The sequence below is a fragment of the Acetivibrio ethanolgignens genome, assembly GCF_001461035.1.
Taxonomy (GTDB): domain Bacteria; phylum Bacillota; class Clostridia; order Lachnospirales; family Lachnospiraceae; genus Velocimicrobium; species Velocimicrobium ethanolgignens.
The window spans coordinates 1-16,811 of record NZ_LNAM01000189.1; the positions used below are offsets into that span (position 1 = coordinate 1).

Annotated in this window: 16 protein-coding genes; 1 reads left to right on the forward strand and 15 read right to left on the reverse strand. The window is 42.9% G+C overall.

The window, feature by feature from the left end; genetic code table 11:
- The 15 genes from ASU35_RS14785 to ASU35_RS14845 all read right to left on the reverse strand — a co-directional run.
- A partial coding sequence (locus tag ASU35_RS14785) for a hypothetical protein (RefSeq protein WP_058353767.1) occupies positions 1-224 on the reverse strand: 224 nt, incomplete at its 3' end.
- The gene (locus ASU35_RS14790) at positions 212-778 is read right to left on the reverse strand and encodes a DUF3990 domain-containing protein (protein WP_058353754.1); all 567 of its coding nucleotides are present in this window, start codon (positions 776-778) and stop codon (positions 212-214) included. The genes ASU35_RS14790 and ASU35_RS14785, both read right to left, overlap by 13 nt.
- Positions 771-995, reverse strand: a complete 225-nt coding sequence (locus ASU35_RS14795; protein ID WP_058353755.1) for a DUF3791 domain-containing protein — start codon at positions 993-995, stop codon at positions 771-773. Before ASU35_RS14795 ends, ASU35_RS14790 begins: the two co-directional genes overlap by 8 nt.
- A gap of 294 nt (positions 996-1,289) precedes the next feature.
- Positions 1,290-1,463, reverse strand: coding sequence for a hypothetical protein (locus tag ASU35_RS19765; RefSeq protein ID WP_172794658.1), 174 nt, complete (start codon positions 1,461-1,463; stop codon positions 1,290-1,292).
- Positions 1,464-1,794: 331 nt separating this feature from the next.
- Positions 1,795-5,511 carry a leucine-rich repeat protein gene (locus ASU35_RS14800; RefSeq protein ID WP_058353756.1) on the reverse strand — a complete coding sequence of 1,239 codons (3,717 nt, stop codon included), beginning with the start codon at positions 5,509-5,511 and terminating at the stop codon, positions 1,795-1,797.
- A gap of 76 nt (positions 5,512-5,587) precedes the next feature.
- Positions 5,588-8,095 carry a LuxR C-terminal-related transcriptional regulator gene (locus ASU35_RS14805; RefSeq protein ID WP_058353757.1) on the reverse strand — a complete coding sequence of 836 codons (2,508 nt, stop codon included), beginning with the start codon at positions 8,093-8,095 and terminating at the stop codon, positions 5,588-5,590.
- Between the two features lie 294 nt (positions 8,096-8,389).
- Positions 8,390-9,469, reverse strand: a complete 1,080-nt coding sequence (locus tag ASU35_RS14810; protein WP_058353758.1) for a sensor domain-containing diguanylate cyclase — start codon at positions 9,467-9,469, stop codon at positions 8,390-8,392.
- 685 nt (positions 9,470-10,154) lie between these two features.
- A complete protein-coding gene (locus ASU35_RS14815; RefSeq protein WP_058353759.1) occupies positions 10,155-11,072 on the reverse strand; it encodes a nucleotidyl transferase AbiEii/AbiGii toxin family protein in 918 nt (305 codons plus the stop codon).
- The gene (locus ASU35_RS14820) at positions 11,059-11,682 is read right to left on the reverse strand and encodes a DUF6088 family protein (protein WP_058353760.1); all 624 of its coding nucleotides are present in this window, start codon (positions 11,680-11,682) and stop codon (positions 11,059-11,061) included. The genes ASU35_RS14815 and ASU35_RS14820 overlap by 14 nt, the downstream gene beginning before the upstream one ends.
- 230 nt (positions 11,683-11,912) lie before the next feature.
- Positions 11,913-12,215, reverse strand: a complete 303-nt coding sequence (locus ASU35_RS14825) for a hypothetical protein (RefSeq protein ID WP_058353761.1) — start codon at positions 12,213-12,215, stop codon at positions 11,913-11,915.
- Between the two features lie 353 nt (positions 12,216-12,568).
- Complete coding sequence (locus ASU35_RS14830) at positions 12,569-14,023, reverse strand: hypothetical protein (RefSeq protein WP_058353762.1); 1,455 nt, start codon at positions 14,021-14,023, stop codon at positions 12,569-12,571.
- 127 nt (positions 14,024-14,150) lie between these two features.
- Entirely contained in the window at positions 14,151-14,345 is a 195-nt protein-coding gene (locus ASU35_RS19410) for a hypothetical protein (RefSeq protein ID WP_147525469.1), read from the reverse strand.
- A 39-nt stretch (positions 14,346-14,384) separates the two neighbouring features.
- The gene (locus ASU35_RS14835; RefSeq protein WP_058353763.1) at positions 14,385-14,627 is read right to left on the reverse strand and encodes a DUF6061 family protein; all 243 of its coding nucleotides are present in this window, start codon (positions 14,625-14,627) and stop codon (positions 14,385-14,387) included.
- A complete protein-coding gene (locus ASU35_RS14840; protein ID WP_058353764.1) occupies positions 14,590-15,663 on the reverse strand; it encodes a site-specific integrase in 1,074 nt (357 codons plus the stop codon). Before ASU35_RS14840 ends, ASU35_RS14835 begins: the two co-directional genes overlap by 38 nt.
- A gap of 77 nt (positions 15,664-15,740) precedes the next feature.
- A complete protein-coding gene (locus tag ASU35_RS14845) occupies positions 15,741-15,926 on the reverse strand; it encodes a MerR family transcriptional regulator (protein WP_058353765.1) in 186 nt (61 codons plus the stop codon).
- A 238-nt stretch (positions 15,927-16,164) separates the two neighbouring features.
- On the opposite strand from ASU35_RS14845, the gene ASU35_RS14850 reads away from it, so the two are divergent.
- Complete coding sequence (locus tag ASU35_RS14850; protein WP_058353766.1) at positions 16,165-16,605, forward strand: helix-turn-helix domain-containing protein; 441 nt, start codon at positions 16,165-16,167, stop codon at positions 16,603-16,605.
- Positions 16,606-16,811 lie beyond the last annotated feature (206 nt).

A 16,811-nucleotide genomic window follows, 5' to 3' on the forward strand; every position in this document is an offset into this window, starting at 1 on the left:
CCCGCCAGCTCTTCCATATACAGTTCTGCAATATATGACGGTCCATTCCACCACAGTTTTGTACTATCATCATAGAGAGCCTTTCCTGTTTTAGAAGATAAAAAATCGCATAAAACATCTTTCAAATCGCTTCCGGTGTCCTCTGCAATTTCCTCAACAGTCATCGTAATCAGCAAATCAATGGTGTAATCTAATTTTTCTTTCGAAATAGTTACTTCAGCCATATTTTTTTACCCTCCACAAAATTCAGGCAACCAATTGCCTTAGCTGTTTTGAAACAATATTGATCTTGCAATTTATTCGGCAACAACTGCCTGATACAAAAATCATCCGCATCTTGACTTCCAATTGTGCCAAAAGCACCACCAAGATAAGCAGTTAGTGTCACATTTGTCGCATCATCTGCGATTTTCCCCACAATGACATCGTATTTTGACATTTTCAGTTCTAACTCTGCAAATAACTTTTTCTTTCTATGTGCCGCCACGCAATGTAGCCACTCTTCATTTGCCTCATCAAAAATGTGCACCGCCAATTCATTGTTTAAATTCAATTCGTATATCGATAAATATCCAAAATCCTGCTTTTTCCCAAGACTTCCATTTGCAACAGCCTTCGCAATCGAGGTTTTTAAAAAACTGATAGCCTGATCTCGCGAAGTAGTCAGGTAAAATCCTCTGCCAAAATCTTTTCTCTTTGAACACATGCCAAGCTCCGGCTGACTCACTTCACAATAACTTCCATGATAAAGATACAATCCATTCGTTAATTCAAGCATTTACTGATATCCCCTTTCGCTCAAGGAATTCTGCAATATCTTCGAGCACCGCTTCATCACCTTCACAATGAAAGATACCATACCCCGTTTCAATATAGTCGAATACATCTGCTTTACGAAATAATTCAACAACTCTTTCCACTGGCATATGCCATTCTTCTGATGCAAGCCGAATAAGTCTTGTCTGCATAAATGTAAGCTCTTCTTGTTCACTCATGATATCACCTCTTTCATTATACCTGTATCTATTATACCATTATTTTTTCATCCTTGCGATAAAAAATTTATTCTTCATAACTATGTATTTTATTTTATAAAAAAACTTTCTGCAATCCTTCCGCTCAATGAGCTTCACAATCACAAAAAGTCTTTTTCTCAAATCCTACCGCTAAAATCCAATACATGGAACTATTTCACCCGGGCATGGTATCCTGTTATAAAGAAGCAGAAGCATTTCGGCAGCTGACCTGTATGTAATCGCTGCAGCCCCTGCAATATGTGTGTTAGATTCTTATGCTTTCTGCAATTTTCTTTCCTGAATCTGTCGGTGTACTTCCATACCACGTTTATTATAATAATCTCGTCTTTCCTGTGGTGTCATATCCTTTGTGATATTGTAGTTATTTTCTCTTATCTTGTGAATATCCTCAATCGTAAAATCAGGACTGATAACTAATGTTTCCATAAATCATCCCTCACTTTCCAATAATACAGATGGATTCAGAATCTCAATCGGCTTATATCCTTTCAAATGAGTAATGGCTCTTACTCCTCTGATTGTCTTTATATTGACAATATGCTTGAAATTCCAAGATATAATACAATCACATCCATAAATAACCGCCGCCGCAATATGCTGACAATCATCATAATCTCATTCGCATATTATATACCTTTATTTCTGTGTATATTATAACACTCCTTCCTTATTCTTTCAATCAGCACCAGAAGAAAGTTTCCACCCGCGAAAAGAAACCGGGTGGACATCGAACGTCCACCCGGTGTGATAAAATTCTCTATTTTACTTTGATCGTCATCTTGATCGTCTTTTTTGTGCCGTTCTTTAAGGTGACGGTGGCCCTGATCGCAGCGGTTCCGGCGTTCACTGCCGTGATCGTTCCCTTCTTTGTGACCGTTGCTATGGATTTCCTGGATGTGGCATAGGTGATGCTCTTTACATTATCCATGTCCAGTTTGCCGGAGAACTTGAAGGTGGTTTTCTTGCCTTCGGAAAGGCTCTTGCTGGTCTTGGCAGGCTTCACCGTTGCAAGGATCGCTTTTTCGATCGCCTTGGATTCCTTTGCCGTGACAAGTTCGTAGGTCGCTTTTTTCGTCATGTTGACAGTGACGGTTCCAGCCTTTGTGACCTTGTACTCCTTGTCATTCACCATGGTGTATGTTCCGGTCTTTGTATCCCGCTTGTAAATATACAGTTTCTCGCCCGGAAGGATCTCGTTCGCATCTGCCTGTACTTTATACAGTGTCTTGCCGTCGTTATCCTTGACCGTCATTGTCACACGCACCTTCGTATCTGCTCCGGCAGCCTCGGTGATCTGTCCGAGCACCTTACCGCTCAGCGATACCTTCGAACTGTCGCTGGTCTTGGTGATGCTCGCCTTGGCGGAAGTGACGTTTCCGTCTCCGTCTGTCTTTACGGTGACGGTGGCCGTGGTATTCTTTTCGATATGAGCAATGACGGATTTCTCGGTCACGCCGGTGACGTTTCCGTCCGCATCGGTCCTGGTGGTTGTGGTCACAGTATTTCCCTTGGCGTCCGTCTCGGTCTTTGTGGTCGTGGTGGAGCCGTCCTTATTCGTGATGGTTGTGATATTGCCGGAACCCTCTGTCTTATCTCCGGTTCCATCGGTCGCACCGCCGGATGAACCGCCGGAGCTGCTGCCGCCACCTGCACTGTCGCCGCCGATAGAACCGCCGCCGGAAGGCTTTGCAGTGATCGTCAGCGTTCCCTTTGTAAAGGTAATCGTGTAATTATCTCCTGCCGGAGCAGTCAGACCACTGATTAATATCTCATAGGCTCCGGTCTTTGTGTTGTCAGGCTCCTGTCCGTAGGACATGGCTGCCGCACCGCCCAGGGCATCGGTTCCGCATAAGCCTGTGACGGTATAGTCCGTTCCGGCTGTCGGGTTCGTCAGAACCGGAACTGCATCGCCGACATAAATACTCTTATTTTTTGCTGCTACTGTGATCTGTGCCTTGGTAATCTCAAAGCTGTAGTTTTCTGTTCCCTCATAGTCAGCGGATTTAATGGTAAATACTGCCCGGTAGCTGCCTGCGTTTGTAGGAGCATCCACCGGAGTAACCGGATCACCCACATTATAATTATAATAAGTTACCGTAGTTTCACCGGTTACCGGTGTACCATCCTCGGTCTTCCATATCGGTGCGCCTGAATAAGCGTAGGCTGTTCCGTTATAGGCACGGTTGCCACAACTTACGCCGGAAAGGGTTACCGGTGTTTTATCTGTGGTCTGAACCGTTAAGCTTGTCTCTGAAATATCGTAGTTATCATTCACAAAGAAAATTGTAACTCTGGATATCTTGTCGGCGCTATCTACAGGTGCAACATGCAGTGTCAGCTTGCCGTCCGTAATATCTGCATCCGCCGGTTCAGAACTCAACACACCGTCTTTCTTGAAAAATTCTCCAACTCTATAGGTTGTTGTTCCGGTCACTCCTGCCGGAAGCAGCTTACTCAGATCATAAGTAATATCCTTCGCCTGATTCGTTTTCACCAACAGCGTCTGATTTGTTCCAGTGACGGGCTTCGCTGTGATCTTAGCCTCATGTTCGATGGTTTCAGCAGCCGCAATGGTATAATTTCCGCTTGTGATGGCTGTCGGTGTAAAGGTTACCTTTGAAGCAGTCGTTACATCCTTGCTGTCATAAACGGATGTACCGCTTATCTCTACTGCTTCTGTTCCAACAACGCCCGCTTTGATCCATACCTTTGCATTGCTATCGGTCATTCCGTCATATACCTTTGTGATAGCTGCATCAACAAATTCAAGGTCAGCGGCAGTTATCACCCTTGGTGATATTGTAAATGTCCACCCGCTCGCCGTTACATCGGATATTGCATTGTATTCATCGCCTTCCGCAACATCGATCTTCACAATATATGTCCCGGCATTGACAGGAGCTGAAGCAAGACCCTTACCGCTTTTATCATAATACTTTACAGTGATCTCGCCTACACCGGAAGGTGCCGCTGTAACCGCAGCAGCCTTTGCGCTGCCGTTATAAACAAGGTCATCGGGTGCAGCAAAGGTAAAATCGCTTGCCGTGAGTGTTCCCTTATCCGTTTTGGCAAATTGATACGTTACAGTAATTTTTCCGTCTGCGTTTTTTGTTATATGACTGCTATCAACGTCCAAATCGTTCACCGTTACCGCAACAGAATCTGCAAACATATATCCCTCATTCGCTGAAAGTGTTACACTTGCAGTATAGACTTTATTATAACCGGCATTTGTGCCGGAAGGCTGCCAAGTGATCAAATCTGCCGCAACGCCTGTGGTAGATACTCTTGCTTCTTCTGCTAAAGTTTCAGTTGCCTTCGGTTCTGTAATGGTAATACTTATGTTTTTTAATTGCACCTTTCCGCAAATCGAACAAGTATCCTTGCTGTCCAATCGATGCGTGTGACTGCCGACCTTTGACTGATGATCCGCAGCAACGGCAGCGACAGGAACACCACAGGTAGTGTCAGGGATGGCAACAGAGGTCTGACCTTCTCCCAATGTGATTGAGGTTATGGTAACCTTGTCACCATCAAGGGTGTATGTTATCTCTGTTGTTATCTTATCATGATCAATCCTTCCACTAAAACTTCCGGGATAGAATATGCTGGTAAGATTAACGCATTCTAAAAAAGCATTTTCTCCAATGGTTCTAACGTCATTCGGAATAGTTATGCTTTTCAGCCTTAGACAGCCCTGAAAAGCATTTTCTCCAATGGTTCTAACGCCATTCGGAATGGTTATGCTTTCCAGACCTAGACAAAGGGAAAACGCATCTTCTCCGATAGAAATAACGCTATCCGGAATATCATAGGAATCGCCACTCTTATATGCAGGATATGCAATCAATGTGGTCTTTGCCTTATTGAACAATACGCCATCAACCGAGCAGTAGTTCAAATTTTCTTCTAAAACATTTATGCTTTTAAGTTTTTCACAGTTCCAAAAAGCCATACGTCCAATAGAAGTAACCTCGGCAGGGATAACTATGCTTTGAAGTCTCCAACAACTATGAAAAGCACTCTCTCCAATGGTTTTAAGCCCTGAATTTTTTCCAAATGAAACAGTTTTAAGGTCTCTACATCCCCTAAAAGCCCCATCTCTAATGGTTGTAACGCTGGCAGGAATGGTTATGCTTTTAAGGAATGCGCAATCTTGAAAAGCATTCTCTCCAATGGTTGTAATACCCTCCTTGATTTCAACGGATTGAATATAATCTTGAAGCTCATACCAAGGAGTCAACTTTCCCCAAGCATCCATTGCACCACTGCCCGAAATGGTCAGTTTGCCTGTATCATCCAGTGTCCAAGAAAAACTATTGCCCTCGCCAAAAGTGCCGGAATCCTTTACCTCCGCCGACGCAACAATTGCAGTACCAAATCCGAACACACCTGTTCCGGGCATCAGTCCCATCACCATGGCGGTGGTTAAAAGTAGTGCTAATCCTTTCTTTCGTCCTCTTCGTTTCTTCATGTTATACCTCCATTCTCAGGGCTTCTGCCATGATGCAGGCCCCATAAAATTTGTTTACCTGATATTGTATCTGACTTCACAAAAGCCTCCGGTTTCTGGCCTCTGCCACTGCGGCGGCTCTGTTATTTACACCCAGCCTTTTGTAAGTTTCCTGATTGTAGTATTTCACGCCCGCTTTGGTTAAGCCAAGCTGCTTTGCAATCTTCTCCACAGACATGCCTTCTGCCTGCAGCTTGAGGATTCTCAGCGCTTTCTCACTTAAGACCACCGTGCCCTCCGGTTTCTCCTGTAAATATGCCGGATAGAATTCTGCCATCTGTCCGCATTCCTCCATGACCTGTTTCTTAAAGGCCTGGTCCTGCCAGACAAGGGCTGGGGTCTTTAAAAGCTCCCTGATTGCTGCTCCCTCTTTCGTGAGGATGCGCACAAAATGATAATCCTCTGCCGCTGTCACCGCCTCCTGCAAAGCCTCCAGCCAGCCCTCCATGTCCATGCGGTAAAGGGTGATGGCTTCCAGCATCCTTACTTCGATTGCTATGTAGGTTCTGTGGCTATTCTTCGCATAGTAACGCAGCTTTTCCAGCAAAAGCAGTGCCTGCTCCTTCCGTCCGGCAGCCAGATAGGCCCGCACCTTGGTCAGATACCGGTACCGTTCCATCACATTGAACTCCATGTTTTCATCCGGCGCCCTCTCCAGCCATTGGCAGACCTGCCCAATCCTTCCGGCGTATAAGTCCATTCTTGCCTGCATGGCGCCGATATTTGGCAGAATCCGCGGTGCTTCCTTTTCCGCCTTTTTCTGAAAGCTGTCTAACATATCTGTGGCAGACTCCATATGGTTATTCAGGATGGACAGCTTTGTCAGAATCGCTGCTGCCACAAAGACCTGTTCCGTCTTTCCGCCGGCTTCTGCCTGCATCCTGCCGTTTCCGGCAAGAAGTGCCACCTCGTAGTCCTCCCCTCCTTTCTCAAAATAACTTTCTGCAAGGGCAATATTGACAAGTCCTTTTCCGTATTTCCCAAGGACAAGGCTCAGGACTTTTCCCATGGTATTGGAAAACTCCTTATCCCTCCTGCTCCATTCGCAGAAATCCTTTCCGCCGTTCATCACGGAAGGCAGGTTGCTTGTTACGGAGAACTCCGGCAGGTCTATTTTTCTTTCTGTCAGCAGCATGCCCGCCTGTTTTAGCAGGTCAGACAGCCGAACCGTCCCCCTGTGCGGCAGGGCAATGTCCAGATAGAGAAGCCTGCTCCTTGCCGCTCTTTTTGCACCTCCGGTCTTTTTCTTGGCATAGGCGGCAAGCTCCTCGTACCAGCGTTCGCTTTCCTCTTCATTTAACAGCATGGACCACAGCATGCTCATGCCCGCCATCAGCTCCACACTTTCCCTGATCTTTTCTTCCGGCAGTGCCAGATAGTAATGCCGCAATTCAAAATAATCTCCTGCCGCCGGATTCCTTCTCGCATTATCAACCAGAATCCGGAAAATCCCATCCTCACAGTGGCACATTTCATACATCTTAAGTGCCTCTGTCACATTTCCTTCTATCTCATAATAACTCCCGGCACTATAGTAAAGCTGCCTGATGTAATCTTGTGAATATTTTCTGGAAAGCCTCCTTCGCATGGACCGCTTCATGGGCGTGACCAGTTCATATACAGTCCTTTCATCTTCCCCGTATTCCATCAGAAAGTTCCCGGCTTCCTGTGCTCTCCCTATCAGCTCTCCGCATTCCTTATGCTTGGTAATCTGCTGTGCCAGCCCAAGGTCAAACTGCTCCACGATGGATACCGCTTCTAAAAACTCCTGAAGCTCCACGCTCCACTGGTCATACACATGCACCTCCAGATAGTCCCACATATTCTTTTGGGCTTTCTCAATGGCACGAAGCTCTGCACCGGTTTTATCTTTCGCCGCCTCCTCCTTCGGAATGTTTTTAAAGAGCGCCGCCCCCATCTTAAGTGCCAGCGGATCCCCCTCACATAATTCCCGTGCTCTTTCACTGGCGGCCCGGGTAAGGGAAAGCCCCCATTTTTCAAAATAGCTTTCCTGCTCCTTTTCGGTCAGGTATAATTCTTTTTCTCCTAAGATCAGAAAAACACTCCGGACAAAGACAGGCTTTAACCATTTTGGCACCGCTGCCCTGGAAATCAGAATCAGCCAGACATCCTCACATAAGCTCATGCTCTCGATGAGCTGCCCGCAAAGGCTCTTGTCCTCCTGGCTTTCTAATGCATGCAGGTCGTCCATGACCAAAACCCTCGGCACATTTTCTTTCTGCCTTGCCTTGTGCATTTCTTTTTGTACGATGTCTGCAAGCTCTTCCATTCCGGTATTCGCCATGTCAATATAACAGTATCGTCTTCTGGCAAGGAAATCCGCCACAAGGGAAGTCTTGCCGGTTCCTGTGGTGCCATAGATATATACAGTCTGCTGGCTGTTTTTCGCCGTCTTCATCCGATCCCATGCTGCCTTCGGACGCACATAATATTCATCCACTTCCGGCCTGTAGGAAGGCATCACAAAAGGAGCGTCCTTTGACGCTCTGTTTCGTCCTGGCAGATAATCTGTTTTTTGATTCATGATGTGTCACCCCTTTTTGGCAAATAATGGGACAGCCTCTATTTTTTATATTATACATCGGTGGGCAGGAAAAGTACACTAGCCAAAAGGATAGACTTTTTATATCTTTTGAAATAGAACAAAGAGTTTGCAAAGCAAACTCTCCGCCTGCGGCGGGGCGCGAAAGCGACATTTACCACGCCGCCGCAGTGCGATCCTTAGCGGAGCGTTTTTTATTCAATAGGACGCACTTTCCTATTGAATAAAAAAGCGTTCATTGGTTTCTATGCCAACAAACGCTCTCCAGCCGTCCATTTATCTTATAACAATTTGATTTCTCCCGTTCTTTTTTGCCTCATACAATGCACTGTCGACTCGTAATAAACAATGCTCAAAATCCTCTTCTGCACGGAACTTCACTACTCCTATGCTGACCGTAACGCTTTTATTGTCCGGCAGAATTAAATTTGTTGCACAGCAGATTCTAATCCTTTCAGCCATTTCTTTGGCTGCTTTCAAATCTGTATGTACTAAAACAGCTAAAAATTCTTCGCCACCATATCGTATAAGAATATCATTTTCTCTGCAAGTCTGCTTCAATATATTAGAAAAATCCACAAGTATTTTATCACCTTCTAAATGTCCGTATATATCGTTAACGCACTTAAAACAATCTAAATCTATAAATAAAACACATATTGAACAATTCTCATCCTTTCGTATAGCATCCAGGCTATTTATAGCAAAGGATAATCCATAACGATTATATAAGCTTGTTAAACTATCATGCATTTTTTCTTTTTCAATTTTAATATTTATCGCAGTAAGTTCATCAATAGTTGAACCTAATTGTGCTTGCAGATTTTTCTCAGCCGTTATATCTACGATTGAGCCAATCAATCCCCTCTGAGAATTGTTTGATCTAAAACCACAGCTCCAGTATAGTGTAGCACTGATTGTCTCATCCGAAAGTTGAAAATTCTTTGTGTAATTTGTAATAGTACCATTTCGTATAAGATTCAAATCCTCATCCTGATAATTTTCCCTATCTTCTATTGGCAAATAATCCAGCGAAAGAACTGTTTTTCCTATATATTCGTCATCTGATATATGAAAATACTTCTTGTACGCGTCATTAAAGAACACAAACTCTGCCTGTTCATTTTTTATAAATATCGGATAAGGCAATGCGTTCATTGCGGAAAGAAAAAAATCCTTTTCATTTCTGTATGCGTTGATTGTCTTCTTAAGTGCTTCACGCTCCTCTTCCTGTCTTATAATTTCTTTTTTCATATCTTCAATAATATTTTCCAGATGATCTTGGTCGTTAGAAATATTGCTGGAGTTTTTCACATACTCATGAATTAATAACAGGCTATTAAGTAATAAATTCATAGTTTCCCTCCATACTTTACAAGATACTAGGTAATATTATACGACGCTTTAAATATGATGTCAACAAAAGTGTACATGTAAGATAGCGTAAATTTCTGGAACATTCGCAGGCTTGTTGAGAGTTTATCCGTTGAATATGGTTACTAGTCGAATCACTAATGTGAACAGAGGAATATATATGTTGGGAATAAGCATAGGTAAGAATCTTGAACATGGTCTTTGGGTCGACTGCAACGGCTCACTGGCGATTACCGTGACCGAACTTACACCGGCAAGTGTGGTTCAGCTTCGCTGGACACACGACGTAAAAAGGCTCCCAAGGAAAACCTTGGGAGCCTCGGATTTACTGTAATTCTATTAATTACTCAATAATTGTAGCAACACGGCCTGAACCTACTGTTCTACCACCCTCACGGTCTGATTTAGCCGTGTTTAGGAACTTATTTGTTACGGTTTTTGCCGTTTTGTGACTCATTTTATGGGTATTTTACCTATTATTTTTGCTTTTTCCGGAGGAAGTGTTGCAGATTCGTATCACGATAATCCGCTTTTTTCCGTCCACCTATGTAATAATATAGCATGGGCGAAAATGAATGTAAACGGCAAATTTATATGATTTTGGGTGTTGTGATACGAGTTTGATACTCATAGTAAATATACACACGGGACATCTCTATGTGTACATTTACTCAAATACTTTCTCCACCAATTCCCTATAATGCTTCTTCAGCATCTCATACTCTAAAGAATCCGAAATCAATTTGAGTGTGGTCTCCCGATAATCTTCCTTGTAAAAATCTTCATCACAAACTTTCCGGACTAACTCTAAAATATCGACATCCAGAGGCGCTGCCGGAGCAATTTCGCTTCCCATAGCAATTCTGTGGGCACGTACTTCTTTTACAAGCTTCAAGAAATCATCGTCAATCTCCACATGCTCTGTCAGCTTATAAATATCATACAAATGTCTTGCATTTCTGTGGGCCTTGCCCTGCAGGTAGTAATCGCATACAGCAAAAACTTTATCAATCAGGGTACGGTTCAATGACTGAACGCGCATAGGGAATGTCCTCAAATCATATGTTGTAATAAACTCCTCTTCTTCAGTTCCGAGAGCATCCAATATATAATTTCCCAGCTCCTTTTCTTCTGTAGGAAATGCATAGGACATCAAGGATGTTTCCAACTTGACATAAGGCGGAATTGGATTGATAACTCTATCCCCTACCACTGACTCATAATAAAAATCATAATGATTCAGATTTTTATCACTTTCAATAGAGTCGAAGTTATGAATCACAAGCCCTAACTCATCCGCAATCGGCTTCAATATGTTATATTTTAGTTTCTTTCTTCTAGCTTCACCCAGATGCTCTGTAAATGTAATGTCGATATCCTCAGAGAATCGGTCAATTACATGAAATGCTTTGGAAAGAGATGTCCCGCCCTTAAACACAACCGGATATTCAATCGTAGAAAGCTTCTTCAAAATCAAAGTAACATAATAATCTTTCTCAACGATATCTTCACTGACTTCCAGTTTCTGTGAAGCCAACAAGATTGCATCACGAAATAATTCTCTATTTTCTTTATGCAAGTACATGATCTAACCCCAATTCATAATAAAATTTAAATGTCGCCAGCGGGTATTTTCTGATGTACAAATCCACATCACTTCGTTTGATTCCGTGAATAGCGATATACTCAGCAAATTTCTCCCGTGCCTCATCATAAGTATAATCTAAATATGCATCAAGATTTTTCAATAGCTCCAACATCTGTAGCACATACACATTCTCTTTTGTTATTTGTACAATTGGCTTCCTTACATAAAATCTTCTGTTGCCAATCCGCACCTCTCTGTCTGACGAATTTGTATTATTACTTACAATCTCCACCACCCGGGGAACCTGTGTGGTAATCCCTATCTGATTTGCAAAAGAATTGCCACCATAAAAACCGTCAACATTATCTCCTTTGGAAATAAAACGATATCTCGCCACCATATCCGCATTCGGACCAATGGTAGAATTTAGCAGAGACTTCTTAGGTATAAAATATACTCCGGTATCATACTTCTGCAACAATCCCTTATCACAGAGTTTCTTCAACTGCTGATTTAAGGCAGACTTCGTAATTTCCTCTCGCTCCAAATCCGAAAAGAAAATCGGCTCCGCTTCTTTGTAATGTTCTTTTATATAATTGTATAGCATCGTCTTTTCTCCTTTCTTAACGTTTTGGATATATCAATTCTATTTTGTTAAGTATATTATATTCGCTGGCGAAAACTATGTCAATTATATTTTTTCGCATATTATGGATTCTATCCATTTTATGCAAGCATGATATCTTCTGCCTTTGCTAATTTCATCCAATAACCGTTTTCTAAAAAATGGCGACATGTCGCCACTATTTACCCAAATATCTTATGTGCATACTCGTCTTATGCGTGATGAACTGTATAGTAATGTTTTCCATCCAGAAAAACATAATTTGCACCAACACAATAACTGTTCATTTGACTCATCAACCAATGTGCCGGCAATTCGAATAACGCTATTAATTCATTCTCGCGATATCCATTCTCAATATCCTTTGCCGTTGGTGTCTTATGCAATTTAACTTCAGACTGAAAACCAATCTCCCAATCATCAAGATTAAAACCTTTTTCCCACAATTCCTGTTCTGTCAGTCCCGTTAATTCACAGAGTTCCTCTTCTGTTTCAAAAACCACCAAATTCAGCATAATATTCCTCCCACAATTCAACTTATTGGTCAATAGAAAGGAGTGCCTATCGAAAATAGAATAATAGTAAAAAATATGTCCGCCGCAATACTAAAGACTATTCCCCACTGCTCTGACATAGCAATGATTAAACACATATCAAATAATAAATTTTCCTATACTGATAATGTCGGTATCACAAGCTACTATCTAGTATACAAATCATATAATGCCTATAAGAAAGGTGTTGCACAAATCCCCCACAGATTATTTAGATCAAATAGTTTTTTTATTGCAAAAATAGAATAACTATGTAAGCCACAATCTTAGTAATCTTGCTACTAACAATTGTGGCTTTAAGCTTTTTATTCACTTTACCTACTCATTCCAGCCACCTTCTGCTGTACCCACTCACCGATACTCCGCAGGAAGTGTTCCAGCATATTCATTCCATTAATAGTAAACTGCCTCATGAAATCATATGCTTTTTCCAGCTTCGCCTTCAGCGTTCGATTCTCAGTCTTCAGTTCCTCATTCTGTCGCTTCAGACACTCATTCTCGTATTTAAGGTCCAGCATCTTTTCAAAGTATGCTTTCTCCCGGTCACCGGAATTAGTATTCCTGAAGTAATCGATAAGTTCTTCTGCAAACTTCGCTTTCTGAATCACCTCGTCCGCATCTTCTTTTATTAGCGTCAGCTTCTGCTCCTGCTCTCGAACTTCACTCTTTTTATCTGTCAGGTCCTGCTTCACTTCATCCAGCTCGGTACTTTTATCTGCAAGGTTCCGCAGTACATCATCCAGTTCAGCGTTCTTATCCGTGATTCTGACTGACAACTGCCTCTCTACCTCTGCTCCCTTCCCCAGAGATTCAAGCATTGCCTCCATCTGTTCAGCCTGTGCCTGAATGGTAGCCTGTCCGGCTGTAACCTTATCCTTTATATCCTCAAGTTTCCGTTCCTCTTCCTTCGCCATCTCTGCCGCCTTTTCCCTGCGGTAGTCCGACAAAGTAAGGTTTCCTCTCGGATTAGAGCCTTTATAGAAACGCTCCCAACCAAACTCTTTTAGCATCATATCCTGAAGGATTGCTTTCTGTGTTTCCACCCAATCAGCTCCACCATAACGGTCACGCTTCATCTGTGGTTTCAGATTTCCGTCTTCATCTTTCTGCCAGACCAAATCGCCGGTCTCAGTTACCGCCTGCCTCATGGTAGTCGGAAATCCCAAATCTTTAAAGGTCTGTGCAAATGCATTCTGAATTGGTGCTCCCTTTGAGGAGTTAGTTGTATACGGAATATAGGTCATATGAATATGGGGAGAATTTTCATCCCCATGATAAACCATGTGGTGAACAATCAGACCAGCCTCAAAAGGTGGCTTCCAATTTGGATCATCCAGCTCCTTCTGAGTTACCACACATACCTCCGGCAGTTCCAACAGATACTTTGCAAATTCATCAAGCAAATCCTGCGCACGATTCGCATCATCCGGCGTATATACGAAACCCGTGTCCCGCATATCCCCTATCTGCCAGATAATCTCATAGCAAAGGTGCTTCTGCTTATCCTGCTCAATCTTCTCATAATAGGTCGGCGGAAATCTTTTTCCGCGCCCTTTCTTAATCTCCCTGTCCCTCCACTCTTTATACGGCTTAGCAAATAACTTCTCATATACCTGTTGCAGAGTAATCTCTGAATCCTTGGTATATACCCAGTTCAAATGCCGCCGCTCCTCTACGGAGTTGGGTGGAATATGGGTTCTAAGATTGTGCTCCAGATTAGGTGCGCTGTACATTGCACCACTTATGGTCTTTTCTTTCTTGCCTGACATCAAATCCCTCTCTTCTTATCTGTATTCAGTTTAATCAACAGTTTCCTTAAGAAATCTCTGCTCATGTCGATGTCCTCCTTTCTTTGGGTTTCCACGTTTCTTTCTCTTTCCCTAAAGTAATATCCCTTTATTGGTTTGGGGGTACCCCAAACACAAACGGGGCAAGCGTTCCGTCGCTTGATCTCGGATACATCTGCTCGTACCGGCATTTGGTGAAATCTACTGCCAGCAGCCGGTATTCACAGCTGTATGTTGGTGCTCCCTCTGGGAAGTATTTTTTATGCCGCACCAACCGGAAATCCTCTATCAACAGGTGTGTCACTTTCGTCTCCCTTTTTAAAAAATGACGCCACTTTGTGACTCACCATACAGAACAATCATCCAATGCATCCAGCCACACCTGCATCTCCCCGCTAAGCATCATTCTCACATACTTCACTGGGTCATCTATCGCCAGTGCATCCATCCGTCCTTGGGAGTTTGGGGTGGTCCGAAGACCACTCTCCCACCTCCCACAATCCAGACTTATGATGCAGTTGGTATCATAGTGAATCACATTCACCGTGTTATTCTGCACGTTGTAAAATCCTCTTATCATTCTCATGACCAGCCACCTGCTTCTGCTTATTCGGATAAAGGTGTCCGTAAATATTCATGGTCGTATTCACGGAATCATGTCCCACTCGCTGGGCGATAACCAACGGCTGCATCCCTTTCTCTATTAACAAAGCAATGTGTGAATGGCGAAGGTCATGCACACGGATAGGCTTTAGCTTCGCCTGCTCCGTCTTTTGCTTCATCTTCTTCTGAATTGCCCTGTCCGTAATGGGGAAGATACGATCCTCCGGTATCAATCCATATTGCCTGTCCACAAAATCCTTCATCTCCTCTGCCAGAAACTTCGGAATTGTAATCTTGCGATTAGAACTCTCTGTCTTTGGTGGTGTTACATAATCGGTTTGATTCCTCCTGTAATAAGTCTTGGAGATGTTCACCGTTCCGTTTTCAAAATCAATATCCTGGCTGGTAAGTGCCAGCAGTTCCCCTACCCGGCATCCCAGCCAGAATAACATCTGAAAGATAATCCGATACATCTCCTCATCCGAACTAAAACCTTGAATAAACTGTTCGTACTCATCCTTCGTCCAGAAGTTTAACTCCTTAGCATTGGGACGTCCCATTTTATCCACCTTCTTGCAGGGATTATCTTTCAAATCATAGAACTTCTCTGCGTGGTTAAAAAGTGCTGTCATCTGATTCTGTATCATCCTCAGATACGTTGGCTTGTAATCCTGATTCAGAAGTGCATTCTGCCACTTGATAATATCCACCGCAGTAATCTCATTCATCTGCTTTTCACCAAAGTAAGGAATGATCTTGGTTTCAAATAGTGTCCGCTTCGTCATTATGGAACGCTCCTTCAGTCTCGGTGCCTTATCCTCAAAGTACACTTCCACAAAGGAAGCAAACTTCATATCCATGCTGGCACTCTGCTTCTGTAAAAAATCACGTTCCCACTGCTGGGCATCCTTCTTGGTAGCAAATCCACGTTTCATCTTGGACTTACTCTTTCCAAGCCAATCCTTATAGTTGCACTTACAAAACCAGGTATTTCGTTTCTCGTCCTTATAAACCGGCATACTCATTACCTCTCTTTCTTGTAGTCGCCACACCCGGCATTATTCCGGGTATGGCTTATTCAGTTATCAAAGTTCATCTATTGCGCTTCGCCATATCCGTAGCACTTCTTCTCAAAGTAGGCTCTCGGAACGGAACCTGCCTTGGTAAAATAACCCTGTGCTTTCAGTTCCTTATTCCATCCACGGATGACTGCGTAAGCGGTTGATTCTGCAATTCCCAGAAGTTCTGCAACTTCCTTAGCAGATAAATAGCGTTTCGTCATACTCCTTCCTCCTTTCTACTAAAACTTATGTACGCTCTTGCACATGTCACTCACCTCCCATCATTTAATTAGTAACTATATTGTTACTGTTTTTGTTTTTGATTATACAGTAGCATTTTCGTTTCTGTCAATAGGTTAACGAAAAAGTTTTCATTTTTCTATTTGCTATACAGTAACATTTATGTTATTGTATTATCAGAAACGATATTGTTACTATGTAATTGGAAGGAGTTACACGATGGCTATTGGTGAACGAATAAAACGAATTAGAAATTTCCGCAAATTGACACAGGCTCAGCTTGGCGAAGCTGTTGGCTTATCCGATGTGCGAATCCGTCAGTACGAAATTGGCAACCGCACCCCTAAGGAAGAGATGATACAGGAGCTGGCAAAAGCCTTAGACTGTAATTACCGCTCCATCTACGAACCTTCCCTCTACGCAGCGGAAGATGTGATGTACGCACTCTTTGAGCTGGATGAGCACTACAATATGCCCCTCTACGAAGTTGTAAATCCCGAAGATCCTACCGAAAAGCATATCGCTGTTGGTTTTGATTATTCTTTGTTGGATGATTTCCTGAATACCTGGAAAAAGAAAAAAGAGGACTTAGCCTCCGGTAAAATTACCAAAGAAGAGTATTTTGAATGGAAGATTAACTGGCCACATGCCAAAGATTAGAAACCCGTGTATCACACGCGTATCACAAGCCCATTTTGAGTGAAGAACTTGAAACGGGCTTTTTCTATGTTCGTTAATCTTCTTTAAACAAAACGAAGCCGCAACTCCTCATAAAATGAGGAATTGCGGCTTGTATTTAAGTCTCTATGGTAAGTGCTTCAAAACACAGCGTTACTGACAAACAACTGTCATTCTGCTATGATATC

Bases quoted from the DNA above. Each gene is read 5' to 3' on its own strand.
- ASU35_RS14800 (WP_058353756.1), bottom strand. From the start codon at position 5,511: ATGAAGAAACGAAGAGGACGAAAGAAAGGATTAGCACTACTTTTAACC.
- ASU35_RS14825 (WP_058353761.1), bottom strand. From the start codon at position 12,215: ATGCTGAATTTGGTGGTTTTTGAAACAGAAGAGGAACTCTGTGAATTA.
- ASU35_RS14790 (WP_058353754.1), bottom strand. From the start codon at position 778: ATGCTTGAATTAACGAATGGATTGTATCTTTATCATGGAAGTTATTGT.
- ASU35_RS14835 (WP_058353763.1), bottom strand. From the start codon at position 14,627: ATGAGAATGATAAGAGGATTTTACAACGTGCAGAATAACACGGTGAAT.
- ASU35_RS14815 (WP_058353759.1), bottom strand. From the start codon at position 11,072: ATGTACTTGCATAAAGAAAATAGAGAATTATTTCGTGATGCAATCTTG.
- ASU35_RS14845 (WP_058353765.1), bottom strand. From the start codon at position 15,926: ATGACGAAACGCTATTTATCTGCTAAGGAAGTTGCAGAACTTCTGGGA.
- ASU35_RS19765 (WP_172794658.1), bottom strand. From the start codon at position 1,463: ATGGAAACATTAGTTATCAGTCCTGATTTTACGATTGAGGATATTCAC.
- ASU35_RS14810 (WP_058353758.1), bottom strand. From the start codon at position 9,469: ATGAATTTATTACTTAATAGCCTGTTATTAATTCATGAGTATGTGAAA.
- ASU35_RS14805 (WP_058353757.1), bottom strand. From the start codon at position 8,095: ATGAATCAAAAAACAGATTATCTGCCAGGACGAAACAGAGCGTCAAAG.
- ASU35_RS14795 (WP_058353755.1), bottom strand. From the start codon at position 995: ATGAGTGAACAAGAAGAGCTTACATTTATGCAGACAAGACTTATTCGG.
- ASU35_RS14820 (WP_058353760.1), bottom strand. From the start codon at position 11,682: ATGCTATACAATTATATAAAAGAACATTACAAAGAAGCGGAGCCGATT.
- ASU35_RS14830 (WP_058353762.1), bottom strand. From the start codon at position 14,023: ATGTCAGGCAAGAAAGAAAAGACCATAAGTGGTGCAATGTACAGCGCA.
- ASU35_RS14850 (WP_058353766.1), top strand. From the start codon at position 16,165: ATGGCTATTGGTGAACGAATAAAACGAATTAGAAATTTCCGCAAATTG.
- ASU35_RS14840 (WP_058353764.1), bottom strand. From the start codon at position 15,663: ATGCCGGTTTATAAGGACGAGAAACGAAATACCTGGTTTTGTAAGTGC.